The sequence below is a fragment of the Pseudobdellovibrio sp. HCB154 genome (assembly GCF_046267985.1).
Classification (GTDB): domain Bacteria; phylum Bdellovibrionota; class Bdellovibrionia; order Bdellovibrionales; family Bdellovibrionaceae; genus Pseudobdellovibrio.
In genome coordinates, this window is the sequence record NZ_CP176530.1 from 595,926 (window position 1) to 621,887 (window position 25,962).

Annotated in this window: 29 protein-coding genes; 23 read left to right on the forward strand and 6 right to left on the reverse strand. The window is 39.8% G+C overall.

The window, feature by feature from the left end:
* The first annotated feature begins 16 nt into the window (after positions 1-16).
* From ACKWCF_RS03010 to ACKWCF_RS03025, 4 genes are read left to right on the forward strand one after another with little or no spacing between them, the layout of a single operon-like run.
* Positions 17-1,087 (forward strand): extracellular solute-binding protein, encoded by a 1,071-nt coding sequence (locus tag ACKWCF_RS03010; protein WP_409479220.1) that lies wholly within the window; start codon positions 17-19, stop codon positions 1,085-1,087.
* Between the two features lie 4 nt (positions 1,088-1,091).
* Positions 1,092-2,687, forward strand: a complete 1,596-nt coding sequence (locus tag ACKWCF_RS03015; protein WP_409479221.1) for an ABC transporter permease — start codon at positions 1,092-1,094, stop codon at positions 2,685-2,687.
* Positions 2,684-3,313, forward strand: coding sequence for an ABC transporter ATP-binding protein (locus ACKWCF_RS03020; protein WP_409479222.1), 630 nt, complete (start codon positions 2,684-2,686; stop codon positions 3,311-3,313). The genes ACKWCF_RS03015 and ACKWCF_RS03020 overlap by 4 nt, the downstream gene beginning before the upstream one ends.
* A 49-nt stretch (positions 3,314-3,362) precedes the next feature.
* Entirely contained in the window at positions 3,363-3,752 is a 390-nt protein-coding gene (locus ACKWCF_RS03025) for a hypothetical protein (RefSeq protein WP_409479223.1), read from the forward strand.
* A gap of 95 nt (positions 3,753-3,847) precedes the next feature.
* On the opposite strand, the gene ACKWCF_RS03030 is transcribed toward ACKWCF_RS03025, so the two are convergent.
* On the reverse strand, positions 3,848-4,132 hold the full coding sequence (locus tag ACKWCF_RS03030; protein ID WP_409479224.1) for a helix-turn-helix domain-containing protein: 285 nt from the start codon (positions 4,130-4,132) through the stop codon (positions 3,848-3,850).
* A 196-nt stretch (positions 4,133-4,328) separates the two neighbouring features.
* Between ACKWCF_RS03030 and fliD the strand changes: the two genes are divergently transcribed.
* The 10 genes from fliD to ACKWCF_RS03080 all read left to right on the forward strand — a co-directional run bounded on the left by fliD (position 4,329) and on the right by ACKWCF_RS03080 (position 12,409).
* Entirely contained in the window at positions 4,329-5,681 is a 1,353-nt protein-coding gene (gene fliD / locus ACKWCF_RS03035; RefSeq protein WP_409479225.1) for a flagellar filament capping protein FliD, read from the forward strand.
* A 3-nt stretch (positions 5,682-5,684) separates the two neighbouring features.
* Positions 5,685-6,089, forward strand: coding sequence for a flagellar export chaperone FliS (fliS, locus tag ACKWCF_RS03040; RefSeq protein ID WP_409479226.1), 405 nt, complete (start codon positions 5,685-5,687; stop codon positions 6,087-6,089).
* Positions 6,086-6,484, forward strand: coding sequence for a hypothetical protein (locus tag ACKWCF_RS03045; RefSeq protein ID WP_409479227.1), 399 nt, complete (start codon positions 6,086-6,088; stop codon positions 6,482-6,484). Before fliS ends, ACKWCF_RS03045 begins: the two co-directional genes overlap by 4 nt.
* Before the next feature lie 205 nt (positions 6,485-6,689).
* Positions 6,690-7,526, forward strand: coding sequence for a tetratricopeptide repeat protein (locus ACKWCF_RS03050; RefSeq protein ID WP_409479228.1), 837 nt, complete (start codon positions 6,690-6,692; stop codon positions 7,524-7,526).
* A gap of 24 nt (positions 7,527-7,550) precedes the next feature.
* Complete coding sequence (locus ACKWCF_RS03055; protein ID WP_409479229.1) at positions 7,551-9,377, forward strand: sensor histidine kinase; 1,827 nt, start codon at positions 7,551-7,553, stop codon at positions 9,375-9,377.
* The gene (locus tag ACKWCF_RS03060; RefSeq protein ID WP_409479230.1) at positions 9,374-9,745 is read left to right on the forward strand and encodes a response regulator; all 372 of its coding nucleotides are present in this window, start codon (positions 9,374-9,376) and stop codon (positions 9,743-9,745) included. Before ACKWCF_RS03055 ends, ACKWCF_RS03060 begins: the two co-directional genes overlap by 4 nt.
* Complete coding sequence (rsmD, locus tag ACKWCF_RS03065; protein ID WP_409479231.1) at positions 9,720-10,277, forward strand: 16S rRNA (guanine(966)-N(2))-methyltransferase RsmD; 558 nt, start codon at positions 9,720-9,722, stop codon at positions 10,275-10,277. The genes ACKWCF_RS03060 and rsmD overlap by 26 nt, the downstream gene beginning before the upstream one ends.
* 21 nt (positions 10,278-10,298) lie before the next feature.
* Positions 10,299-10,781, forward strand: coding sequence for a pantetheine-phosphate adenylyltransferase (coaD, locus tag ACKWCF_RS03070; RefSeq protein WP_409479232.1), 483 nt, complete (start codon positions 10,299-10,301; stop codon positions 10,779-10,781).
* 25 nt (positions 10,782-10,806) lie between these two features.
* Positions 10,807-12,006, forward strand: a complete 1,200-nt coding sequence (locus tag ACKWCF_RS03075) for a pyridoxal phosphate-dependent aminotransferase (RefSeq protein ID WP_409479233.1) — start codon at positions 10,807-10,809, stop codon at positions 12,004-12,006.
* 4 nt (positions 12,007-12,010) lie between these two features.
* On the forward strand, positions 12,011-12,409 hold the full coding sequence (locus tag ACKWCF_RS03080; protein WP_409479234.1) for a GFA family protein: 399 nt from the start codon (positions 12,011-12,013) through the stop codon (positions 12,407-12,409).
* Here the strand turns inward: ACKWCF_RS03080 and ACKWCF_RS03085 are convergent.
* Together ACKWCF_RS03085 and ACKWCF_RS03090 are read right to left on the reverse strand one after the other, a co-directional pair.
* Positions 12,372-13,277, reverse strand: a complete 906-nt coding sequence (locus ACKWCF_RS03085) for a DUF6635 family protein (protein ID WP_409479235.1) — start codon at positions 13,275-13,277, stop codon at positions 12,372-12,374. The genes ACKWCF_RS03080 and ACKWCF_RS03085 overlap by 38 nt on opposite strands.
* Positions 13,278-13,419: 142 nt before the next feature.
* A complete protein-coding gene (locus tag ACKWCF_RS03090) occupies positions 13,420-14,232 on the reverse strand; it encodes a hypothetical protein (protein ID WP_409479236.1) in 813 nt (270 codons plus the stop codon).
* A gap of 233 nt (positions 14,233-14,465) precedes the next feature.
* On the opposite strand from ACKWCF_RS03090, the gene ACKWCF_RS03095 reads away from it, so the two are divergent.
* Positions 14,466-16,763, forward strand: coding sequence for a hypothetical protein (locus ACKWCF_RS03095; protein ID WP_409479237.1), 2,298 nt, complete (start codon positions 14,466-14,468; stop codon positions 16,761-16,763).
* 58 nt (positions 16,764-16,821) lie between these two features.
* Positions 16,822-17,238 carry a hypothetical protein gene (locus tag ACKWCF_RS03100; RefSeq protein WP_409479238.1) on the forward strand — a complete coding sequence of 139 codons (417 nt, stop codon included), beginning with the start codon at positions 16,822-16,824 and terminating at the stop codon, positions 17,236-17,238.
* Between the two features lie 77 nt (positions 17,239-17,315).
* On the opposite strand, the gene ACKWCF_RS03105 is transcribed toward ACKWCF_RS03100, so the two are convergent.
* Both ACKWCF_RS03105 and ACKWCF_RS03110 read right to left on the reverse strand, forming a co-directional pair.
* On the reverse strand, positions 17,316-17,915 hold the full coding sequence (locus ACKWCF_RS03105) for a hypothetical protein (protein ID WP_409479239.1): 600 nt from the start codon (positions 17,913-17,915) through the stop codon (positions 17,316-17,318).
* An 84-nt stretch (positions 17,916-17,999) separates the two neighbouring features.
* Positions 18,000-20,684 carry a hypothetical protein gene (locus ACKWCF_RS03110; RefSeq protein ID WP_409479240.1) on the reverse strand — a complete coding sequence of 895 codons (2,685 nt, stop codon included), beginning with the start codon at positions 20,682-20,684 and terminating at the stop codon, positions 18,000-18,002.
* 292 nt (positions 20,685-20,976) lie between these two features.
* Between ACKWCF_RS03110 and ACKWCF_RS03115 the strand changes: the two genes are divergently transcribed.
* From ACKWCF_RS03115 to smpB, 6 genes are read left to right on the forward strand one after another with little or no spacing between them, the layout of a single operon-like run.
* Entirely contained in the window at positions 20,977-21,528 is a 552-nt protein-coding gene (locus ACKWCF_RS03115; protein ID WP_409479241.1) for an OmpA family protein, read from the forward strand.
* Positions 21,528-21,833, forward strand: a complete 306-nt coding sequence (locus ACKWCF_RS03120) for a DUF4398 domain-containing protein (RefSeq protein WP_409479242.1) — start codon at positions 21,528-21,530, stop codon at positions 21,831-21,833. The genes ACKWCF_RS03115 and ACKWCF_RS03120 overlap by 1 nt, the downstream gene beginning before the upstream one ends.
* On the forward strand, positions 21,830-22,567 hold the full coding sequence (locus tag ACKWCF_RS03125; protein WP_409479243.1) for a tetratricopeptide repeat protein: 738 nt from the start codon (positions 21,830-21,832) through the stop codon (positions 22,565-22,567). The genes ACKWCF_RS03120 and ACKWCF_RS03125 overlap by 4 nt, the downstream gene beginning before the upstream one ends.
* Positions 22,568-22,582: 15 nt before the next feature.
* Entirely contained in the window at positions 22,583-23,638 is a 1,056-nt protein-coding gene (tsaD, locus tag ACKWCF_RS03130) for a tRNA (adenosine(37)-N6)-threonylcarbamoyltransferase complex transferase subunit TsaD (protein WP_409479244.1), read from the forward strand.
* Positions 23,639-23,640: 2 nt separating this feature from the next.
* Positions 23,641-24,438, forward strand: a complete 798-nt coding sequence (gene rsmA, locus ACKWCF_RS03135; protein WP_409479245.1) for a 16S rRNA (adenine(1518)-N(6)/adenine(1519)-N(6))-dimethyltransferase RsmA — start codon at positions 23,641-23,643, stop codon at positions 24,436-24,438.
* Between the two features lie 3 nt (positions 24,439-24,441).
* The gene (gene smpB, locus ACKWCF_RS03140; protein WP_409479246.1) at positions 24,442-24,894 is read left to right on the forward strand and encodes an SsrA-binding protein SmpB; all 453 of its coding nucleotides are present in this window, start codon (positions 24,442-24,444) and stop codon (positions 24,892-24,894) included.
* Here the strand turns inward: smpB and ACKWCF_RS03145 are convergent.
* Positions 24,839-25,228, reverse strand: a complete 390-nt coding sequence (locus ACKWCF_RS03145) for a hypothetical protein (RefSeq protein WP_409479247.1) — start codon at positions 25,226-25,228, stop codon at positions 24,839-24,841. The genes smpB and ACKWCF_RS03145 overlap by 56 nt on opposite strands.
* 59 nt (positions 25,229-25,287) lie before the next feature.
* Here ACKWCF_RS03145 and ACKWCF_RS03150 point away from each other — a divergent pair, with 59 nt between their 5' ends.
* Positions 25,288-25,959 carry a hypothetical protein gene (locus ACKWCF_RS03150; RefSeq protein WP_409479248.1) on the forward strand — a complete coding sequence of 224 codons (672 nt, stop codon included), beginning with the start codon at positions 25,288-25,290 and terminating at the stop codon, positions 25,957-25,959.
* The last annotated feature ends 3 nt before the right edge of the window (positions 25,960-25,962 follow it).

A 25,962-nucleotide genomic window follows, 5' to 3' on the forward strand; every position in this document is an offset into this window, starting at 1 on the left:
AGTGAAAGGAATAATCATGTTCAAAAAAAGTTTTTTAGTTCTATCAGTTATTGTTTCTAGTTTGTCGGCTTTTGCTGCTGAAACTGCGGCTCCAAAAGTGGCGGCCATTAAACCTCCGGAAAAAGAATTAGTAATTTACTCGGCTCGTAAAGAAGAATTGATCAAGCCTCTATTGGATCAGTTTACGGCTAAGACTGGTATTCCAGTTAAAATGCTTTCTGATGATGCGCCGAAATTATTGGCTCGTATTGAATCAGAAGGGGCTCAATCTCCAGCAGATGTTTTAATCACTGTGGATGTAGCGAATTTAACAATCGCTAAAGATAAAGGTTTATTCGCGAAATTAAATTCTAAAACTTTAAATAAAAATGTTCCGGCATTATACCGTGATAAAGACGGTGAATGGTTTGGTTTAAGTAAACGTATTCGCGCGGTTTTCTACAATAAAGAAAAAGTAAAACCAGAAGAATTATCAACTTACGAAGACCTTGCGAATGAAAAATGGAAAGGTTCAATCGTAGCCCGTTCATCTTCGCATCCGTACAACCAATCTTTATTTGCTCACTTAATCAAAGTTCACGGCGAAGACAAAGCTACGGCTTGGGCTAAAGGTTTTGTATCTAACTTAGCCCGCCCTCCACAAGGTGGCGATTCTGATCAATTACGTGCGGTAGCTTCTGGTGAAGCAAAACTTGCGATCTCTAACAGCTACTACTACGGTAAAATGTTAACTTCAGAATTACCTGAAGATAAATTAGTGGCCCAAAAAGTGGGTATCTTTTTCCCGAATCAAAAATCGGCTAAAGGTGAATTAAACGGAGTACACGTAAATATCAGCGGTGGTGCGGTTCTTAAAACTTCTAAAAATGCGAAAAACGCACAAAAACTTTTAGAATTCTTAAGCTCATCTGAAGCACAAGATTTATACGCAAGTTTAAATAAAGAATTTCCAGTATTAGCGACTGCAAAATCTGATTCTGTATTAGCTTCTTGGGGACCATTTAAAGAAGATAAAACTTTATTAGGCGCATGGGCACCTCACTCTAAACAAGCGACTTTAATTTCTGATAAAGTTGGCTGGAAGTAATTCCATGCTTCGAGCGGCGGCGCTGTTATTAGCCGCTTTATGTATAGCGCCGTTTTTGGTGATAGCCTTCGCATGGTTAATGCGAATTTCTCCAGAGACGGCGGCGGCCTGGCAACATGTGGTTCAGTTTCTATTAACTGACTACATTATCGAAACGTTGTTGCTGGGAATCGGTGTAGCTTTCACGGCTGTAATCGTGGGAGTTACAACGGCGTGGGTTTCTTCACGCTTTTCTTTCTTCGGACAATCTGTTTTACAATTTGCAATGATTTTACCGTTAGCAGTTCCTGCTTACGTGTCGGCTTACGCTTATGGTTGGCTTTTTGAATACGCGGGTCCGCTGCAAACGTTACTGCGTGAATTTACCGGGTGGGAAAAAGGTGATTATTATTTTCCACAGTTTAGAAATTTAGGTGGTGCGATTATCGTTATCGGATTTTCGACAGTGCCCTATGTGTACTTGTTAGCACGCACCGCTTTTTTAACTCAGCCTTTAGAGTGGTGGCAGGCGGCTTCATCGATGGGTTCATACCCTCGTCATTTTTTCTGGCGTGTAGCGCTTCCAGCAGCTCGTCCTTTTATTTTTGCCGGTGGATTAATGGCTTTGATGGAAGCCTTAGCCGACATCGGAACCGTGTCGATTATGGGTGTACAAAGTTTTGGGGCTGGCATTTATCGCAGCTGGTTTTACTTAGGTGAGCCGTTAGTTGCTGCGCGCTTAGCGGTGGTTCTTTTAGTTTTTGTATTTTTTCTGATGGCAGCAGAAGCGTTTAACCGACGCAGACAACGTTTTTCAGCCATTATTCAGAATACTGAAGTTAAAAAAATTCCGCTTACACAAGGTAAAAACTTTTTAGCTTTTTTAGTTTGTCTGTTTCCGGTGTTGGTTGGTTTTATTATTCCGGTTTTAGTTTTGTTCAGGCTTCTCATGTATAACAAGGTGTTTTCACTGGCGATGTTAGATGTGAATTTTATCTGGCAAACACTGCGCTTAGGTGGCTTAAGTGGATTAATCGTCGCAGTTGTAGCACTTGTCATGGCTTTAGCTGAGCGATTTCATCCGAAAGGGTGGCTTCGCTATTTTACAGGTTTAGCGAATGTGGGTTATGCAATTCCCGGAGCGGTATTAGCTGTAGGATTGATGTTACTTTTTGGTTTTCTACAAAAAAATTTATTTCCGAATTCTTTTATTACCGGAACGATCGTCGCTTTGTTAGTAGCTTATGTCGTGCGTTTTGTGGCAACAGCTTACCATCCGCTGCACAGTGGGTTTACGCGTATTCCAAGAGAGTATGATCAAGCTTCAGCCGCGTTAGGAAAAAACAAATGGGTCACTTTCTGGCGTGTGCAGCTTCCGTTGTTATGGCTTCCGCTTTGTGTAGCCTTCTTAGTTGTGTTTTTAGATACGGTTAAAGAATTATCGGCGACCCTGATTTTGCGGCCGTTTGATGTAAAGAATTTAGCAATTGTCGCTTTTGAATTTGCCAGTGATGACCGCCATGTTGAAGCGGCACCGTATGCGTTAACGTTAATTGGTTTAAGCACTGTGGCTGTGATTATTTTATTTCGCTTGTATGATAAGTTAAAGGTGTACCGATGAGTGTAAGATTAGCTAACGTAACTTATAAATATCCTGCCGCTAACCGCGGTGTTAACGATGTTTCATTTACCCTTGAAAGCGGAAAAATTGCTTGTTTACTTGGGCCATCGGGTGCCGGTAAATCCACTTTATTAAAAATAGTGGCGGGTTTTGTAACTCCAGACGGCGGTGATGTTTTTATTCACGATAAAAAAGTAGCGACGGGTAATAAAGAGTTAGTGCCTGTGCAAAAACGTGAAATCGGAATTGTATTTCAGCAGCACGCCCTTTTTCCGCATATGACAGTGGCTGAAAATATTTTGTACGGCTGCCGTAGGCCAAAATCAGAACGTAAAGATTTTTTATTACAGCTTTTAAATGAATTTAAAATCGAAATTCACAAAGATAAATACCCGCATGAAATTTCAGGCGGCGAAGCCCAGCGCGTAGCTGTGGCCCGTGCGATAGCTTCAGAGCCGCGAGTTCTGCTGATGGATGAACCATTTTCTAGTTTAGATCAAAGTTTGCGCGCACAAGTTGAACAGCAGTGTTTAAATATCATTCGCGAAAGAAAACTAACGGCTTTGATTGTGACTCACGACGAATCCAGTGCCCAAACTATGGGTGATTTAATTATCCGGATCTAGACCGACGTCTTAATTCAAGATTTTTTAATAATTCACCGATACGTAGGGTATGAATGTAAAAAATCTTGCCGGTAACGCCATCATTAATACATTACCATCAACTCAGCAGCAGCCTGAAACGAAGGCTATTAAGTCTGAGAATACGCATGACCGTGATGCCAACGGGCAACAGTTGTATCAAAAACAGCAAAAGAAAAAAGAAAAAATGACTCGCGAGCAGGCTGAAAAAGCCATTGCTAATTTAAATGCGAAACATTTTATGTTGGATATGAAATGGGTGGCTGTTTTAGTAGAAGACGAAGGTTATTTTTACGCCGAAGTAAAAGATCAAAGCCAAAATCTTATTCGGAAAATCGCAGAGCACGATCTGTGGGAAGTATTCGAAACTCCAACAAACGAAACTTCGCAAAAAGGCAATCTCCTTAAGCGCACCGCTTAAAATTTCAAAAATATTTTTCAATTTTAGCACTAGGACGACCGAATGGTCGGCCCTTTAGAATAAGGTCAGCCGGAGGCTGATCAAAACCAGAAGCTCTAGCGTTTAGCTTTGATTCCTAAATTGGTAATGATGAGTTTCTCATATTCTTTCATTAGAAAATTAAAAATCTGACGTTCTGGAATATCATAGAGCTTAATCAGCTTTTTTAAGATATCCCATGGGGGCGAGCATTTGCCGCGTTCCCAGTTAGAAACAAACTGCGACTTGCACTGACAGGCTTTTGCAACGTCAATTTGCGTGAGATTTTGACTCTCGCGTTTTTCTTTCAGGTATTCACCCAACTTACCAAAGTGTTGTTTCAGGGCTGTTTTGTTTTCCATAGGTCTTGAGACTACTTAAAAAACGGTGTCTTCGTCTAGCTATGCTGCCTCTATCCAGAGTAAAGTCTATGGGTCATTTTTGCCCACTCGCCCGAGGGCTAAACTTAGTCCAATGACAAACCATTGACTCACAAAATATCGACGAACTCTGTCATACTGTTTCAAGAGCTGAATTGTTTTTCATGGAGGAAATACAGTGCCAGTACGTGTTAGCGGTTTATCAGGAGGATTGCCCCCGAATCTGGTCGATCAAGTGATCGAAGCAGAGCGCATGCCGTTAAAGAAAATGGAAGAAGATAAAGGCAAAGTCCAAGACAAAGTAAAGCTCGTTACTGAATTCGAAACAAAAATTAATGATATTCTAAAAAATTTAAATACTCTTGTTGGTTCTCGCGGTTTCAGCGATATGAAGTTTATGTCAGGTTTTCCTGATATCGTTGACGGAACTGTAGATGCTTCGGTGGCTGAGTCAGGTGACTGGACATTAGAAGTCATGCAGTTAGCGACAAAACCTTCGATTGTTTCAAATGGTATTTCTGATAAAGACAAATCTTCAATCGGCGTAGGCTACATTAAATTTGATACTCCAGAAGGTACGCAAGAAGTTTACATCGACGAAGACAATTCGACGTTAGATAAAGTTGCAGCAAAAATTAATGCTGCTAACGTAGGTGTTAAAGCTACAGTTATTAACGATAGAAAAGATTCTGTTGATTGTTACCGTTTACAATTAACCGGTGCAAAAACCGGTAATGACCACTCGGTGGAATTTCCGACAGTGTACATGGTTGACGGGGATTTCGACTTTGAATTCTCTGAGCAGTTAGCGGCTAAAAATGCCCGTTATAAATTAAATGGCCATGAGTTCGAAGCGGCTGAAAATAAAATCACTGATGCAATTCCAGGTGTAACTTTAGATTTAAAGCAAGCCCGCGAAGGTACTCCGGTTAAATTAACTGTGACTGAAAACTTTGATGTGATCGGTGAAAAAGTTAAAACATTCGTTGATGCTTATAACGGCGCTTTAAGTTTTATCCAAACTCAAAATAAATTGACTGAAACTAAAGATGGTATGCAGCGCTTAGGCCCATTAGGTGGTGATAGTATGCTGCGTATGACTGAGGGGCGTTTACGTCGTATTATTCAAGACGTTCAACAAACGAACAGCTCGTATGAGCGTATTTTAGAATTAGGTATCGAATTTAACCGTAACGGTACATTAGAGTACAAAGCCGATAAATTTAAAAAAGCCGTCGCTGAAGATCCGCGTGATGTGATCGAATTTTTACGTGGTGATTTAAATAATACAGGATTTATCACGAGCATGCGTAAGCGTATTCGTGAAATCACAGATCCGCAAACTGGTGCAGTAGGTACTCGTAAGAACAGTATGCAGAACCAGGTGAAATTAATAGATCAAAAAATTGATAGAAAAGAAAAACAGCTCGAAAAGCGTGAAGAATCTTTACGTCGCCAATTCGCAAATATGGAAGAGGCTATGTCAAAGATGAACTCGCAGGGCGCAGCCTTAGGAAGGGGACAAGGGTAGAGTATGGCAGCTAATCCATATCAGAAGTACAAACAGACATCGATAACGAGTGCTCCGCGTGAGCAGATCTTATTGATGTTATATGAAGGTGCAATCAAGTTTACAAAACTTGCTATGCAAGCCGCAGAACAAAAAAAGGTCGCTGAGCGCGGAACAAACTTAATGCGTGCTTACGATATTATTATGGAACTTCAAGTGTCGCTGGACCACAAAGTTGGGGGCGATATCGCGAAACAACTAGATCAGTTGTATACGTTTATCCTGGATCAATACACCAAAGCCAATGTTTCTGGTGAAGTTGAACCACTAAAAAATGCATTAAAAGTTATTGAGAATCTTTACGAGGGCTGGAAAGGCGCCGTTGAGAAATATAAAAAAGAGCAAGACGCCAAAGGGGGCACAGCATGATCCGCTTAGTTCAATTAATGACAGAGAAAAACCACTTTCTTGAGAAGTTTTATACTTTGAATGAACAACAGATCATTAAACTTGAAAGCGGTCATTATGAAGAAATCGAAGCGTTTTACAATAAACGCGAAGATTTGATCAATATTCTTAAATATATTGATACAGAAATTAATAAAGCCCATATGCAGCACAAAGATATTAACGGTGTGTTTACTGAAACAGATAAACGCGCGTTACGTGAGTGCATGCGTGCTAAAGAAATGTTTGTATCGCGTATTTTAGATCAAGACATGCAAGTGTTAGCTTTAATCGATGAAGCTAAAACTAAGATCATTCGCGAGTTACAAGACGTTCGATTGGCTAAAAAAGCCATGAACAGCTACAAGAGCGCCTAGGGCAGGCTGATCAAAAGTTGCCTAGCCTTTTTGTTGGCCAGTCAGCAAATTGACTTGGTTGTCATAAAAAAACGAATACTGAATTTGAATGGGAGCGAAAGCTCCCATTTTATTTGATCCTAAGCTCTGGCATTCACCTTGCTTTATAAAATCTTGTAGAAGCCGCTAAGGACTAGCGGTCCAGTTAACTGCTCGGAGGCAAGGAATGCTACATACGAACAGCCAGTTTCAAACGGCTCAAGAACTTTTTAAAAACGGTCAATACAAAAAATCATTTTTAAACTTGATCAAGATTTCGACTGAATTTTCTAACGAACCTGAATTTTTAAGACTGTTATCGCAAGTGCAAATGTCTTTAAAAGATTTCACGGGCCAATTAAAAACTTTGCAAGTGTTGTCGCGCAAGAGCACAGACATCGAAGATAAAGTAAAATACATGATGGCGCTACTTTCGCAAGGTCAGCGTAACGAATCATTAGATGAAGCTTTAAAACTATTAACTATGCCACTTACGAAAACTGAAAAAGTTTTTGTTTTTAAAGCCTTAATCAGAATCTACTCTGTAGAAAATGACTTTGAAGGTTTAGAAGATGTTTGCCGCGAACTTGGCACTTTAGGTATTAACGACGCCGAAGTCAGCTATTCACACGCTTTAGTTGAAGCTGCAAAAGGTGAATTAGATCAAGCTATTGAACATTTACGCCAAGCGGTTGTTGATAACCCTTTATTTGATACAGGTTGGGCGGCCTTAGGTTTATATCACTACAAAAAAGGCGATATCGAATTAGCAAAAGCTAATTTAGAGAAAGCTTTAGATATTAATCCTGCCAATACAACGGCTTTAAAACATATTTCAAATTGGGTTGATGACTCGCAGCCGGATGAATTAAATGCCACTTTAGAAAAAGTAAATTACTACTTACAAAAATTTAACTTTGACGAAGAAATCTCTGGTTGCCACGCGAACCTTTTAATTAAAAAAGGCCAAGCGGAGTTAGCCCAATTAGAAATCGATAAGTTAACTTATTATTTTGGAAATTAATTGAGAACGTGCTAGCCTTTTTAGGTGAACGTTTACGTACAAAACCAATACTTAGACCAAGTTAAACATACTGTTCAAAGTTTAGGTGTTGGTTTGTCTGAAAATCTTGGGTCTCCGGCTGATTTGGCGGTTTTTGACAGCCGCCATATTCCAAGCCAACAACATCTTTCACAATTTAAAGAAAAAGTTCTGATCGTCGATCATGAAGGCGTTGATTTTAATACGCTCAAACAGGTGAATCCTCGTTTAGTGGTGAAGTCTTCTGAATTTTCAAAACTGCAAGAATTAATTCAAGCGTTAAGTGCACAGAATAGTTCTGTCTTTAAAGCGGCTGATTTGGTGCCCGTTGATGAAAGCAGTCAAATCGAAAGTTTAAAAAAAGAACTTCAGGAAAAATCAGAATCTCTTAAATACTTCGTTAACGAAGAAAACCTAAAAAAACAAAAAGAGAAAAAGCTTTTATACTTCTTAGATTTCTTAAATGCAGAACAAGATACACCTGAATTTATGGAAAACCTGTGTGAGCTTTTATGGATTGACCTCAAAAAATTAGGTTCATTTAATGTTTTAGGTTTTATCGTTACTCTTTCGCCGCAAGATAACGCTTTTATTATCTACGACGGAAAACAAGCTAAATTTAATTATAATATTCGTTTTTTAGGGCAGGATGAAAAACAGTACGCTGTTCAATTGGCGGATATTTTACAGCGCCCGTTGGCAGCGACAAAATTTTGGACCAGTGAAAAAAATGGTTTAAAAAGTTTTTTCTTTTTAGAAAACCGCGGAACGGTTGCTTCTCCTGAGAATTTGGATTCTTATATTTCTGAGCGTGTCGATTTAATGGTGATGATGATTCAGCGTCACATTGCCCAATTGCAAACCAGTTACTTATTAAATAAATGGAATGTCTTTGGTAAGGCGTACCAGCAACCGATGCACGTGATTGATGCTAATTACACTCTGGTGCAGTCAAATTTCTTTGATCAAAGCCAAAGTGTTAAATGTTACGAAAAATTAGCGGGCCGCGCATCACCTTGTGAAAATTGTCCGGTACAAACGCAGAAAAATGTAAGTCCGGTAACGATTCATAATAAGAAATACAAATCTTACGCGACTAATTTTTCAACGGATAGCGATTATTATTTTGTATTCTACGAAAGCCAAAGTGAATCTGACTTAGTTAAGTCGAACATGATTCAGAATGAAAAAATGAACGTGATCGGGCAGCTGGCCAATCACTTAGCGCATGAGCTGAATAACCCGCTAACTGGTTTAAAACTTGCGACTGAATTTATTTTGCAGCAACCACAGCTTGAAATGACGGTAAAAAATGATTTCACCGAAGTTTTAAAAGGGATTGATCGTTGTAAAAATATTATCACTGACTTATTAGAGTTTAGTTCTGATCAAAGCCCGGCATTAACCATCGGAACTGTCGATGAAGTGGTTAAAAAGACGATGCCACTTTTAAAATCGATCACACGTACCTTTAATGTGTTTATCGATATTAAAAGTGTACCTGTGCGTATGAATGCCGGACATCTGCAGCAGATTATTTTTAACTTAGTTAAAAATTCTTGCCAGGCGATGCCAGCCAAGGGTTCGATTAAAATTTACGATATGGATACGCCAAGCCACTATGATGTGATCTTTGAAGATAACGGCAGTGGTTTACCTGAAAGCATTAAAAGCCATCTGTTCCAGCCATTTGCGACGACCAAACAAAGTGGTGAAGGTACGGGTTTAGGTTTATACATTTCAAAAAGTTTAGTTAAGCGTATGCATGCTGATCTTTTGCATGATGCCAATTACAAAAATGGCACGCGATTTATTTTAAGGTTCTTTAAATGAAATTATTAATTTGTGACGATGAAGATTTAATCCGTAAATCATTGGCCCGTGCTTTTCGTGCCCAAGGCCATGAAGTGATTGAGGCTGAAAACGGCGCGGTGGCTTTAGAGTTGCTCAAGACGAACGATATTGATTTACTCGTGCTTGATTTATTAATGCCCGAAAAAAATGGTTTTGATGTTTTAGCTGAAATGACCGTGGTTAAACCTGTGATTATCATTTCAGCCTTCTCGGGCCAACAGCAAGGGCACTTTCATGCTGAAGATTATCCTCAGGTGGTGGGTTTTATTAAAAAACCTTTTGACCACTTAAGTGTTGTGATACAAGAAATGACCAGTATTTATGAGAATTATATCAGGAAAGTATAAAGGAAGACCCTTAGTCAGCTTTAAGGCCGACCATATCCGACCGACCATGGATCGAGTCAAGGAAACTCTATTCAATAAATGGATGGGGTATGTGGACGAATCTAAAGCGTTAGACCTGTTTGCGGGTACCGGAAATCTAGGCCTAGAGGCCCTTTCACGTGGTGCCAAGCATGTTACTTTTGTGGAAAAGAATCCTAAATCTGTGGATATTATTCGTAAAAACATCGAACTTTTAAAGGTCGCTAAAGACGAACATATGATTATTCAAAAGGACGTATTTTCGTTTATAAAGTCGTATCAGGGCGAAGGCTTCGATATAATCTTTATTGACCCTCCATTTACCGAAAAACTTGCGGATGATGTGATGACGGCTTTAGCTAGTAGCCAATGTTTTCATCAAAATACCGTGATTGCCATTGAAGCCATTAAGCAGGAAAAGATCGGCACCGAATACGGCGATTTGATATGCTATGACAAACAAGATTATGGCGACAAAAGTCTTTCCCTGTTCTCTAAAAAAGCGCTAGATTAATCCCTGTTCGGGAGTAGTCACGTGTCACAGATCGCTGTATATCCAGGAAGTTTTGATCCAATCACATCAGGCCATGTGGATATTATCCATCGCCTGTCAGATATGTTCGGCGAAGTGATTGTTTTAGTCGCTCAGTCAGGTGACAAGACTTACATGTTCAGCGCTGAAGAGCGTGCTGAGTTTGTTCGTAAACAATTTTCTCACAAAAAAAATGTCAAAGTAGATATCTTTCAAGGCTTAACTGTTGATTACATGAAAGCCAAGGGTGCGAAAATTATCGTACGTGGTTTACGTGCGGTCGCTGATTTTGAATACGAAGGTACACTCGCTAACATCAATAAAAAAATTGCTCCTGAAATTGAGACGTTCATGATTTTCTCAAAACCAGAATACTATTTTATTTCTTCGCGTGGAGTAAAAGAGCTTGCGAAAAACGGCGGTAACTTGTCAGGACTTGTTCCGGATATCGTTATGCCTGAATTAGTTAAAAAACTTAAAAAGTAATTTTTTAAAAGAAGGATCGGTAATTATGTTGTCAAAAAGAGCGTTAAACCTAAAGTCTTCTCCTACATTAGCCCTTGTTGCTAAAGCTAAAGAATTACAAGCTCAAGGCCACAACGTGATCTCATTAACGGTGGGTGAACCTGATTGGCCAACTTACAAAGTAGCCGCTGAAGCCGGTGTCAACGCGATCCAAACTGGTTTTACAAAATACACAGCAGCTAATGGCACAATCGAATTACGTAAAGCCATTGCAATGCGCGCTGAAGCTGATCTTGGTTTTACTTACAACCCAGCAAAAGAAATCGCGGTTACAAGCGGTGCTAAATACGCGATCTTTGCAGCTCTTCAAGTCTTATGCGATCCAGGTGACGAAGTGATTATTCATTCTCCGTACTGGGTCAGTTATCCGGCGATGGCAGAACTGGCTGATGCGGTTCCTAAAATCGTTGATTGCAAAGCTGAACATAACTTCAAACTTTCAGCTGAACGTTTGGAAAAAGCGATCACGCCAAAAACAAAAGTTTTCTTATTCTGTTCGCCATCAAACCCAACAGGTTTTGTTTATTCAAAAGAAGAACTAAAAGCGATGGCTGATGTTCTTAAAAAGCATCCGCGTGTAGCTGTGATCTCTGATGATATGTACAACCGCTTAATGTTAAACGGAACAGCGATAGCGCCACACTTACTACAAGTAGCTCCTGAATTACGCGAGCGTACTGTTGTAATCAATGGGGGTTCTAAAGCGTACTCAATGACAGGCTGGAGAATCGGTTGGGCTATGGGGCCTGAGAAAATTCTTAAAGCAATCGGTGATTACGCCTCTCAATCAACAGGGGCTCCGTCGTCAATTGCGCAAGCGGCGGCAGAAAAAGCCTTACTTCATTCTGAAGCTGATATTAAAAATACCATCGAACTTTTAAAAACGCGTTTAGATGCGGCTTTAAAACGTATGGCACAAATCAAAGATCTGCAAGTTTACAAACCAGATGGTGCGTTTTACTTATGGATCAATGTTGAAAAATTCTTAGGCCGTAAATACAAAGGCGAAACTGTGCAATCATCTGCGCAATTTGGAAAAATCTATTTAGAAGATTTCTTTGTAGCCACTGTGCCTGGTGAAGAATTTGGTGAGCCTGGTTACATGCGTTTAAGTTTTGCCACTGAAACTGCAAAATTTAACGAAGCCATGGATCGTCTACAAAAGATGATCGATCAAATGTCGTAAAAATATGAAATCCCACGAAGCTTCTTGCCACTGTGGAAAGCTAAGTCTTACCTACACCGGTGAAATTACTAAAACATCGGTGTGCCATTGTTTCGAATGCCAAAAACGTACAGGCTCTGTGTTTGGTGTTCAAACCCGATTAGATGCTCTAAAAACTGAAATTAAAGGCGAAGCTAAAATCTATAAACGCACCGGAGGCGGTGGCTCTGAGATTTCGTTTCATTTCTGTCCACATTGCGGATCAACGCTTTATTGGACCGCAGACTGGGCCCCAGGCGCTGTTATTGCTACCATAGGGGCTTTCTGTGATCCTAGCTTACCAGCGCCTGTAATGCAGGTTTACGGTAATAGAAAGCATCACTGGATTACGATGCCTGAATCTGCTGTCGAGTATTTTGATTAGCTTTGCGCAGAGACGTTTTAACCTCTTTTTTCAGTTGCAGAAAAAGTTTCTCTTCAAGGTTTTCAATGAGGTTATTGAAATTCTTTTTATGAAGACCGAAACGTTTACGAAGAGGGTCGCTCATAATCGCTGCCAAAACACTAAAAGCTGTAAGTAAGATACCAACACCAAGGGTCGCCATATAAACTTGGGTCTGCGTTGGCATGGGTGGAAAGACATTGTAAAAAGCCGATCCTAATTTTTCGCCAAAGACAAAACCAGAGGCCGCTTTATCGTGGGCTATCTTACGAGCGATGCGATTGCCCATTCCAAAAACTCCTAAAGTTTTATCTCCGAAGAAATACCAGCCCATAAGTAAAGTCATCACTGTACCGCTTAGATCTGTGATCATCGCTTGGCTGGAAGAGTATTTATCAACTTCTTTATTGATCTCATTTTTGATTTTAATCTCGTTTAAGGTGAGTTCTTTTGTCGTGATGAGTTTATTGATTGTCGGGTGATTATGAAACTCTAAAATCAGAGCTTCGTAATCAAGAAGTTCTTTAGCGATAAGCTTTTCGACTTCTTTTTGATAACCGGTTTTTATACCTGAAGGAATTTTTTCCATAATGGGGGTAAGTTTGGTCCAACCCAGTTTATCTAAAATCTCTATCGATTTTTTAAGCGTTAGGTAAGGGATCGACCAAAGCGCATTCAAAGGGTTAAAAAGTAAATCCAGGTGAAAAGATTTTTTTTGAATGTCGATAGTCTCTTGCGTAGAGAAATGACGCTCTATAAAGCCATCTACACGTTTTTTTCGATCTTCGCAGTATTTTTCAATACATTCATCAAGAGCGCCCAGAACCGGCGCTAGACTTCGTTCTTCCATGAAGTAAAACTCCTGCCTTTGTTAGAATAAATGAGTTTTTAGCAGAAGTCTTAACAGTAAGATTCTGATCTCGTTTTAAAGCGAGATCAGAAGCGTTAAATTTGATTTTTTGTAAAGGATTTAGTCAGAATTAGCGAAGCTGTTAATTCGCTTTTACGATGCGTTTAAATTCAAAAGGTTTAACGATTTTACCATCAGCAGTTTTCGTTGTACCGCCATCGGCAAATGTCTGTGGCATTTGTTGAATCGTCTTTTTAAATTCAGCATTTAAAGTCGTTTGTGTTGTCATGTCTTGTTGAACAGTATCAAACGCTTTTTCTGTGATCGTCGTATTTAGTTTAGAAGCCGAATATAAAGAGTTCTGATTTGTTAAAGCTTGTGTGAATTCGTTTAATTCATTTTCTGCTGATTGGGCTGCGTTTCCAGCTTGTGTTGTTGTTCCTTGGGCCCAAGCCGGTAGTTGGTCTTCAGCAAATTGAAGATTATCTTTATTTACTTTAATGATCATTTGCACTTCTGCAGGAGTCAGATCTACTTGCGCTAAGATTTGTTCTAACGTGTAACCTTGGTGAGCCATTTTAGCCGCTGTTACATATAATGTTGTCTTTTGGCGGTTCTGCATTTCGCCCTGTGGGATTGATTCTTGAAAGATCTTAGAAATCTCTAGACCTTTGTTCAGCATCATTTCGATCTGCTGGATTTGTTCATCACTGGCAGCCATGACCTGGCGCACTTCTCCGGTCTTTTGGTCTAGGATATGAATTAGTTTTCTAACCTGTTGGTCAGTCTTATCTGATAAGTCTTCTAAGATTGAAATTTTATTTTGTAAAAGTTGTAGACCTTTAGTTAAGCGTTGGTCTTCTTTTTTCTCTCTCACGCGAAGGAATAAACTAAATGAAAGTCCGGCTAGTAAAACGATATTAAAAAAAGTTAAAAGCAGAAGCCAAATATTCACAGCGAGTCCTCCTGACAGCCTATGTTGATTCGCCTCCGGCGAACCATATTCTAAAGGGCCGACCTCGCGGTCGTCCTCTGGTACTAACTAAATTCTATGTCTCAGGATGAGCCGTCACAAGGGAGTCCAGATCAGTTCTAGACTACAATGACTCATAATTCCACATTTTGGACTTTGGGCGTATTACTAAAATACAATTTCTGACTTACTATGAAACTTGGGGAGACACTAATATGAAACAATTGTTATTGGGTGTGGTCGCATCTTTTGCGGTGGTAAGTATGATTGCTTGCGCGCCGGTTAAATTTACAAAATCAGATAATCAAAAGCTTACTGTTGATGATGGCCCAACCGGAGTAACAATCGTGTGTGATCCTCGCATCTCCCCAAATGCAGTGACATACACTTACGCAGCTTCAGGAAATCCAAGTCTTCTTTCAAATTGTGATACAGCAAATATCAACTACGAATGGATTATCAAACGTTCTGATTCATCAGTAGTAAATGTTTCTATCCCTAATCTTTCTGGTGCTAACCCTGCAAATGTAGATTTAAGAACTTTAGGTGAAGGTACATATTATATTTTCTTAACGGCGCGTGATCCAGATGGACAAAAAGCTCCGTTTACAGCTACAACCCCACTTGAACTAGTTGTTCCAGGTTCTGGTACAGGTAACTCATTAACGTGTGATCCTAAATTAAATGGTAACCTAACAACGATCACTTTAAATTCAACAGATAATAACCCAACAGTTTCTGCGAACTGTACGCCAGCTGCGGGCTCTTATATTTGGACAGTCACTAAAAATGGATCGACAATTACGATAGCCGGTTTAAGTGGAGCAAGTTCTTCTCCTAACATTAAAGGTTATGGTGCGGGTACTTATCGTATCTCTTTATATGCAACAGCCAGCGGTTCAGCGCACTGGCAAACTTCAGTTCCATTAACTGTTACAGTTAATGATCCACCACCGCCACAAACTCCGATTTTATGTAATCCGAAAATTAATGGTTCACTGAATAGCTTAACGGTAACAACAACAACGAATAACCCGTTAATTTCTGCAAACTGTGCACCTTCAGATGTGACTTACTCTTGGAGAGTGACTAAGAACGGTCAAACAGTAAATCTTCCATCATTAAATGATGCGAACTCGAATCCTGATTTCGTAGCTTTAGGTAACGGAACTTATTTAATTTACTTAACGGCGACTAAATCTAATCACGTAACGTATAACACAACAAACGCGTTAACAATTACTGTAGATAACTCTGGAGTAAATAACTTAACGATCGATTGTTCGCCACGCTTTAATGTGGATTCAACGGCGATCACAATTAATAGTTCTACAGGCAATCCAACTTTAAATGCGAACTGTAATCCGAACACAGTAGCTTACACTTGGTCGGTTTACCGTAACGGTGTACCAGTTACGATCAGCGGTATCGGTGGCGCAACATCAGTACCAAACTTCTTAGCTGCAGGTCTTGGCACTTACTACGTTTACTTAAGCGCAAGCCAAACTAACTACAATGCCTATACAATTCCAACACCGTTAGAGGTGACAGTAGCCAATGTAGTTACACCAACACGTCGTGTGACTTTAGCTAAAGATGTGCAAGTGACAGATAATAAAGTAGATATCGTTCTTATCGTGGATGATTCTAACTCGATGTTGTCAGACAACAGAAAATTAGCACAGCGTTTGCAAGGTTTTGTAAATAATCTGACTTCACAAAATGTTGACTGGCAAATGTGTGCGACGGTAACGCATTCACAATTAATCGGACAATATTACTACTGGGGAGCTTCGCGTAACTGGGTTGATTATGTTGGATCGCCACAATGGATTTTAAAACGTGGTGCTGCTGATCCGTATTCAATTTTCACAAAAACAATTGATGCCATCGGCGCAGGTTGGGCAGATACAGATGACGAACGTGCTATTAAAGCAGCTTTCTGGCATGCTGAATACGCTTCAAGCAACACTTGTTACAGAAGTGATGCATCGATCTCTGTGATTATTATTTCAGATGAAGATGTTCGTTCAGTGGGTGGCGATTCGGCACAAGTATTCTACGGTGGCGAGTTAAAACAACTTGAAGCTGATGATCTTCCGCAAGCTTACGTGAACAAAATTAAACAGAAATTCGGCATGAACAAACGTTTCACAGTGAATTCAATCATTGTTAAGCCAGGTGATACAGCTTGTATGCAGGCACAAGACAGCGGTGGTTCGAAATCTCACTACGGTAAATACTACGCTGAACTTTCAAGTTTAACGAATGGTTTTACTTCAAGTATTTGTGCTAACGACTACTCAGAGAACTTAAATTACTTCCGCGATCGTATCGTAAGCTCGTTAGCTTCGATTCCACTTGAGTGTGCTCCGGTAGGTACAATTGATGTGACAGTGACTCCAGCGGTTGCCGGCATGTCAACGCGTATTGAGAATAACGCACTTATCTTCTCGCCAGCGGTTCCAGCAGGCCACCATATCGATGTTGGCTACGATTGCCCGCGTAACTAATTGAATCTGTAAAAATCCTTCGCTTAAATTTAAATATAAATTAAGCGAGGGATTTTAAATGAAACTAATCACGTTATTAGCGACGACTTTATTATTAAGCGTTTCTGCCTATTCAGCAGAAGCTCCGCAAAAGCCTGTTGAAAAAGGCTATATCGATTTCGGACTTGTTCCTTATCACGGGCAACGCACACAAGTTTTAACTTTAACAAACAATGCTGAAGAGCCATTAACGGATATTTCATTAAAAATTAATGGCGATTTTTATATGAAACACAATTGTCCTTCAACTTTACAAGCTAAAGAAGCTTGCAAAGCTAAAATCACATTCTGGGCGACTCGTGAGGGTGGTCATTACGGCCGTTTAAAAGTAACGACTTCGGCCAAAGATTATCACTATGAACTGTATGGCTATGGTGACCGCGATCCGGTAGGGCATCTTCCTCCGCCACCAATTCCCAACCCACCACGTCCGTAATAACAATAATTAAAGACATAAAAAAAGGGTTTTAGCTCATCACTAAAACCCTTTTTGTTTTTTATGTAATTTTAAAATTAACGAGCAGAGTCTTTGATAAATAACGTCATATAGTGACGAACTAAGTACTGCGTTTTGAAAGGTTGGCCTTTGAATGACCAAAGAACTTCTTCAAACGCGCCCCATTTAGCTTCAAAGATCTCTTCATCCATAACGATGGTTACGTTTTCTTTAGCTTGAGGTTGTGGAATTGCTGTATTTCCCACGTAGTGGAAACGCATGCTAACAACACCAGCAGCTTTGATTGAGAAAATCATTTTATAGCCGTTACGGAATAACATGAAATCAGCGTGAGTTTTTGCAATCCCGTAAACTTTGATACGGCCTAAAACTGAAGGTTTTAGTTCATTGAATGACGCTGCAGCTTCGGCGAAGTCATTTTTTAAACGTAATAAGAACTGGATTGATTCATTAACAAGAATTCTTTGAGTATCTAAACCCAAGTTCATGTCGATCATGACTGATTTTTCAAGCTGTTCATCAGCTGAAACTAACTCGCGGATCCAACCGTTTTGGTTAGGTTGAGATTGTTGGCCGTGGGTGGTGTGCGTAGCACCAGCGTGGCTAGTACCAGTACTTGGACTCATATCAGGCATTTTGTTTTTAAAAATATCCATAGGTTTACACTCCAATCGACGCTCTACGCGCACGACATCTCTCATTTTTCAAGGACACCCTAGACCTTGTCAATGGTTAATCCCTTAATTTGAAGACTGACGACCCGGAATTCCACCGCCGATTTGTAGGCTTAAACCTGTTTGGAAATCATCCTGCGCGTATTGGGGCGATAGAGGAGCATAAACACCAAATATAAAATTTACAGGAAGTAAATAACCCAAAGTTGTCTCTAAGCGCGCCTCTGCACCGGCACTCCAGAATGAGCGGCTCATGTTTTCAGCTTTAAGAAAGTCGTTTTTATCAAAGGCGCCACCAGAAACAGTCAGGCCATCAACAACGATTGCGCCATTAACACGTTTTAAATAATACAAATAAGTTCCAGAACCGCTGTTTAAGGTACCTACCGGGAAGCGGTATTCGGTATTTAACGTTGTCATGCGTGAACCAAAAAATTGGCCCACACCGTAACCGCGCAAGACGAAATCAGGCATCGTGCTATCTGATAACGATGGCATTACGGCACTGCTTGTTCCGAAACGGGTAGAAACTTTTTGAAACGTGTGCATAAAGCTAAGTTTTGCATAAAGTGAATGATCATCAGGTAACCAACGTGAATTATAACCAATTAAGGCCCCTGTGGCTTGGTCGTAATCACCTAATAAATCGGGCGCGTCTTTTTTGGTCGACTTTTGATTTTCTAATTGTAAGAAAATGCCCCAGCCGCTCGTTGGGTAAATATCAAAAAGTGTTTGATCGATACTTTTATAAGAAGCTTGAATGTAAGGGCCGGCGTGCTGTGTGCGAACATCAGATTGTTCAACTTCAGAGTATTGCAGACCTGCATTCATCGCCAATTTAGAACTGATTTTGAAAGTGTCCGGAACAAATCCTAAAGCTGCTAAACTGCGGTCGATAAAAATATCAGTGTTACCAATCGGTCTAAAATTTCTTGTCGCACTTAACGTAAACGGCCAAGTAAAAGCTGAGTTGATATAATCAAAATCGTAACCCACTTTTTTGATAAATGAGTCGTAATCAACAGCTAAATTATAACGGTGAATTAATAGCGGGTCTTGGCTTCCGGTCACAGCTTGAAAGAAAACGCTGTTGTTCGCACTTGAAGTTGCAACAAAAGGAATCCAGTAATGTGGGTACAAATACTTTAAAGATTTCGCGTCTTCCATTTTGTATTCGTAATCTGCAATAGGTGTTTCGGTATATTGATAACGATCACGAAATTTGTTCGAAATTTTTGGCAGAGCTTTGTACTGATGTAGATCAAAACCTTGCACTTGAAAACCACCGGCGGTGTGAACAGTGGCAATAGCGTAACCATCTTTGTTGACATCAAAATCTAAAGCGCCCGTTAATAAGTGGCTGACCGGAACCTCGTCATTGGCATTTCTGTATTGGTAAATATTTGAAACGCCACTTTTGACTGAAGTAAAATAGATTTTTCCAAAGCGGTTTTTAAGATGCTCAACTTCAGGTGCTGAAACTTTGAAGTCTGACAGCTTGTGAGTTTTTAGATTGAATAATTTCGCTTGAATATTGCCTTTTACATCTTTAATTCCAATGAACAATTCGTTGTCGTTATAGATTGAAATTTCATGCAAGCGTTCGTTAAAACCAAGTTCTAAAAGCTGATCAATGCTTTCAGTAGCCACATTCATGGCTTTTAATTGCGTTTTACCGTTGAACGTTGAAATAAAATAAATGATGTTACCGTGAGAATTCCAGATCGGGTTTCTCGCTCTGGCTGCTGTGGTTAATTTTTTTTCTTTATCTTCAGTTAAATCAAAAGTGTAAAGATCAGAAAAAAGTCTTTTTGAATCTACTAAGTCTAATTTCGCAAAAACAATTTTATTTTGTTCGGGATGAAATTCAAAAGTTGAAATATCGCCATCCGGAGCTTTTTTAAACTTTTGGCGTTCCCATTTGTTTTCTTGTTTATTGAAATTGTAAAACGCTATTTTTTTACCTTTTTTATTCGTAGAAACTAAGGCCAGCGTTTCACCTGTTGAATTAAATCTTGGATGGCGACCGGAAATCAGAGAAGGATCAATCGGAGTAGCTTGGCTCGTGGGTTCAACGCTTCGTAAAGCTTTAAGCTGTTCTTCGGCTTGGCGCTGGTAAGTATCTAACGTCAGTAAATAATGGCTTTCGTAATTGTAACCGTAAATTCTTTCGTGCGGCGCTTCGACCCAGTAAGGAAGGCGAGCTGCGTGACCTAAAGTTAATTCGTTGATTGCTTTACCCTGATCTTTTGTTCCGATATCAGACATCAACATTGAACCAAATAGGTAAGGTCTGCTGCCATACGGCCATGTTGGTAACATTTCGTTGGCTTCAGCTAAAGTGTAGTGAAAAAGTTTTTTCTCTAAAACAAGGGCGCGAATTCCCGCATCTTGAAAGTAAGATTTTGTTCTGCCTTGGTGAGTAAAGCGGCTTTCAATCTCAACCGCCATACCTTCTTTCCACCAAAGTGGTAAAAGTAAATTAGGCGCTACGATGTTTCCGAAAACCGGTTTGGCGAGTTTGTAAAGATCTTCAGCAGGGTAAAGTTGCATGATGTGGGCTAATTCGTGAATAAAAAGCTCTTTCGCCCATTCGCCTGATTCAGATAAAGCATCATCACGACCAGCTTGCACCGGATAGATCATGATATAAGCGTACGGAAGTAGAGTTGTAAACCCATTCGGGGCATCGGTAGAATCGTTTAAGATCACTACGATCTTTTCTTTGGGGGCTACAGTGAAAATAGTCATTATTTCGGCATATGACTGCTCAGCAATGCGAGCATAGTATAGACCTAGGTCCTGCTGCTCAGCAGAATAAAAGATCTCAAAGTGCGGAGTGGTTAGCATTTGCCACTTTTCTCGCGAATCTCCAATGCGTTGTGCAAAAACCGACTCAGAAAGCGAGACAAGCAAAACCAAAATTAGGTAGAATCTTGAGATAAATTTGATCATGGTTGATTGTTGAATGCCAATCGGGGTTTGACAAGGTTTTACAATGGTCTAAATTGGAAAATGCATACGTACATCTAGGAGGATATCGATGAATCAAAATTTAAAAAAATCACTAACAACAGTAGCAGCAGCTTTAGTAATTGCGTCAATGGTGTCAGGCTGTTCTTTATTCAGAAAGAAAAGTGGTGATGGTTCATCTGGCGATGGCTCAAACATCCGCAGTGAAACAACAGCTTCAGGTTCTTCTGAAACTTTAGATAACTCACCAATCAACTTAGGTGTAACTGGTTCTGATTCTGGTTCTATCGAAGGTTTAAAAACTGTGTTCTTCCCATACGACTCTTCATCTTTATCTGAAACTGAGTCACAAAAATTAATGGGTAACATCGAGTGGATGAAAAAAAATCCAAACGTTAAATTAACTATTGAAGGTCACTGTGACCAACGTGGTTCTGCTGAATACAACTTAGCTTTAGGTGAGCGTCGTGCAAATGCAGTTCGCCAAGTGTTTGTTGCTAACGGTGTTAAAGGTAACCGCGTAACTGTAGTTAGCTTTGGTAAAGAAAAATTATTAGCACAAGGTGATTCTGACGAAGCGATGGCTAAAAATCGTCGTGCTAACTTTGTTCCGGTTCAGTAATGATTAGAGTTTTATTAGCGACACTGTATTTCTTTTTTGTTGTGGGGTGCGTGACCGTACCTCCACCAAATGAAGAGTACACTCTTGCTAAGGCAGCTATTGATGCTGCCAAAGCCGTTCAAGCAGCCCGATATTCACCGGGCTTCTGGCACCAGGCTGAAGAATTTTACCGTCAGGCTAAAATTCTTTATAACGAGCGTGAATACGCCGAAGCCAAGTACTTATTCTTAAGTGCCAAAAATTCTGCTGAAAAAGCCGAAAACTCAGCGCGCTTATTGCGCCAAAAAAGTGGAGACGTTTTATGAGTAAATTTAACTTAATGGTATCTATCGTAGCTGTTTTGTTTTTATCTTCGTGTTTAAAAACACGTTCAGAGCTTGGCGAAGGTTACCAATCACAAGTTTATTCAAAAAAACAAGCTGACAACCAAAAGCAAAATGCCAACGAGCCTTCTGAGGTTGTTAAGGTTGATGAAAAAGACGAATTAATCCGTAACCTAAATGGTCGTGTTGAGTCGTTAGAAAACCAAATCACACAGCTTAATAAAGAAAAACAAGACGCTGACAAGCAAGGCAGCACTGACGGGCAAAAAATCCAAGTGTTGCAAGATTCTTTAATTAAAATGGAAGCGCAGTTAACAAAGCTTGAGGCTGAATTAGCTGCAGCTAAAGTACAAGGTTCAACAGCTTCGCATGCAACAACTCCAGCGGCGAATTCATCAGATGCTAAAGTTCCACCAGTTAAAGGTGAGCTTAAGTCTTCAAAAAATACGACGTTTGATTTGGCGCAAGAATACTTTGCGAAAAAAGATTTCAAAAATGCGATCTTAGAATACCAAAAGTTTGTTGATGCGAATGCAAAAACAAAAAACAAGCTAGTTCCTGAAGCGAAATATAAAATCGGTCTTTGCTTTGAATCAATGGGCTTAAAAGATGAAGCGACGTCTTTCTATGAAGAAGTAGCGGCTCAACATGGCAATACTGAATTTGGTAAAAAAGCCAAAGCTAAAGTAACTAAAACTAATAAAGCAAAAAAGTAATAAATAGGGCTGTTGATGTTTCGACAAATTCTTTCAGTTGAAACCAGTTGTGACGACACATCAGTAGCCATCGTGAATGCTGAGGGCTTTGTTTTAGCTCAATGTTCAGCAAGCCAAGATTTACAACATGCGCCGTTTGGTGGTGTTGTTCCTGAAGTGGCGAGCCGTAATCACACGATCGCCTTACTTCCACTTATCGAAGAAACTTTAAAAAAAGCGAATCTTTCAATGAATGATTTAGATGGCTTTACGGTGACAAACCGTCCGGGCCTTATTGGATCATTGATTGTAGGAGTTATGACTGTAAAAGCGCTTTCGCAAGCGTATAACAAACCCTTTATTGGTGTGAATCATCTTGAAGGTCATTTGTTAGCTCCGTTTTTAAAAGATAACGAATACGCGCCACCAGCCGATTTTAACTACCCGTACATCGCTTTAGCGGTAAGTGGTGGACATAGTTCTTTGTACTGGGTTGAAGCTTTTAATAAATACACCATCATTGGCACTACCAAAGATGATGCTGCTGGCGAAGCGTTTGATAAGTTTGCTAAGATGTTAGGTCTGCCTTTTCCAGGCGGAGTTAATGTTGATCGTCTAAGTAAAGGTGGGGATCGTAAAAAATATGATTTCCCGCGAGGCTTACTTCATGAAAAAAATCTGATGATGAGTTTCAGCGGTTTAAAATCAGCAGCGCACAGACTTTTAACAAAAATGTCTGATGATGAAAAAAAAGCTGAAACACCGCACTTGTGTGCTTCGTTTCAAGAAGCTGTTGTTGAAACGCTTGTGGGTAAAATGACTTTAGCGGCGGCTTTGTTTAAAACTAAAAAAATCGTGATTACTGGCGGTGTCAGTGCAAACTCACGTTTACGTGAAATGGCTTCTGAAATGACCGCTAAGGGTTATCAAATCGTAATTCCACCAATTCGTTACTGCACAGATAATGCAGGCATGATTGGTTACGCGGGCATTTTACACTTAAATGCTGGCGAAAGTTCGCCATTAGATCAGGGCCCAGCCTCAAGCTCGTATGAAGCTGATTTTACAGTAAGATTGCGAGAGCAAATATGACCATGTCTTTAGCCAAAGATCGTTTAAAAAATCGCATGGAAGCTCTTTCGCACTATACGAAAAAAGCTTTAGGACAAAACTTTTTAGTTTCAGACGTTGTGATCGGCCGAATCATTCAAGCCGTAGATGATGAAAAACCAGAAAAGTTATTAGAAATCGGCCCAGGCCTTGGCGCTTTAACTGATTTACTGATTGAAAAATACGGGCGCTATCAATTGATGGAGCTTGATTCAAGCTTAGTTAAATTCTGGGAAAGCCAAGAAATGCCGGTGATGGAAGGCGATGCGCTTCAGGCTGATTGGACTAAAATTGATTATGATATTTTAGTGAGTAATCTTCCGTATCAAATTTCTTCTTCAATTGTAATTGATCGAAGTATTGATCAGAATCAATGCCGTGCCATGGTTTTAATGTTTCAAAAAGAAGTGGCGCAAAGAATTCGTGCTAAACATCATACCGAAGAGTATGGCTTATTAACCGTGATCGCCCAGGAATTTTGGGACATTACGACGGTTTCTGAAGCGGGACCTAGGGATTTTAATCCCGCTCCGCGCGTTGCTAGTCGCGTATTAAAGTTTAAACGCAAAGAAAGCCCGATTGCTGACCGCAAAGACTATTTAAAGTTTGTTAAAACTTGCTTTCAACAGCGTCGTCGCATATTAAAATCTAATCTTGAATCTAAACTGCACGAACCGTTTTTGACTTGGGTTGAAAAAAACAAGTTATCAGATAAAGTGCGTGTTGAAGAGTTAAGTATTGTTCAAATTCGTGATTTATATTTTCATCTGAAAGGGGGCTAATTCATGGGTATTTTAATTATTCAAGAAAACAAACAAGCCCGTTTCGATTATTTTATCACTGAAACATTTGAAGCGGGTCTTGAGTTAACGGGCAGTGAAGTTAAATCACTGCGCTTAAAGCAGATCACTTTTAAAGATTCGTATATTTCATTTATTAAAGATGAAGCGTTTTTACAGAATGCTCATATCGCTGAATACCGCGCAAGTTCTTACAACAACCATGTGCCTGAACGTTTACGTAAACTATTATTACACCGTAAAGAGTTAGATAAAATTTATGGATCACTTCGCGAACAGGGGTTAACCTGCGTGCCTTTAAAAATTTATTTTAAAGATGGACGCGTTAAACTTGAAATCGGTTTAGCTAAGGGTAAAAAACTTCATGATAAGCGTGAGTCGATTAAGAAACGTGACGTCGATCAGCAGCTTCGTCAGGCGAAAGCTCGATCACGTTAGCATAATCAATCGCTTGGCGGGTTAAGATGCGTGAAAATAAAAAGAAATTCACGATACCCGTCATGACCGTACAAATACCAAACAGCAGTAAAACCCAGTTACGTTCGAATTCTAGATAGCTGCGTAAGTTATACGAATGCGGAATATTGTTTTCAAAGAAAGCGTAATTTTGCAGAGACCAGTAAAGCACTGGCGAAAGAACCAAGGCCTGAAGTAAAGCGCTGACTAAAGCGTACTTCAAGGTCGCACCATGGCGCTTAGTTAAGCTTTGATGCTTTTCTAAAAAGAAATTCCAACGGGGCTTGCGTTTGCCGAAGTGTAATCCAATCTGCATGCTCTTAGTTTAAATTAAAATCTATTGTCATCTAGTCCATGATTTATAAGAATAAATATATGAAACAATATCTTTATATTCTGTTCTTTAGTTGTGTCGTTTTTGGCTGCCAAATTAAAACTGAGCGCGGCGAAGGTCCTGACGAAAGCAGCGTTTCTGCAGCCGAAAAAACCGCGGCTGAAAAAATGAAAGCCACTGATCCCCGTAAGAATGAGCGCTACAGCCTTACAGAAGACCGTTCTAAATTTGAAGAATTACGCAAAGATATTCCCGCTGAAACGAAAAGCCGCAATGATGAAAAGGCTTTGTATATGGAATGGATGTCAGGTTACGAACGTGAACCTTCAGATATTCGCTCTAAGTATTCAGCATTAGTTTCTAAAAAACGCGAGAACTTTAACAAAGACATGAATCAGATTCGTGATCTTTATAATAAAGAAGAAACTAAGAAAAAAGATGTGTTCTCAAAAGCTCTAGCCGAAGAACGCAATGAAATTAAAGATCAAAAGCTCTCTCGTGAAGACCGCACAGAAGCGTATAATAAAATCGACGCTAAAAGAAAAGACTTCTATGCTGAATTACGCGAAGACCGTGATTCTTTTGAAGCTGATTACCGCCAAAAAAGAAAAGACTTTGAAGAGTACGTCAAAGAAAGAAGCGATATCTTTAACGCCCAATTAAAAGAATACACAGCGAAATTTAATGAATTGAAAAAAGCTAAAGGAAAGTAGAAA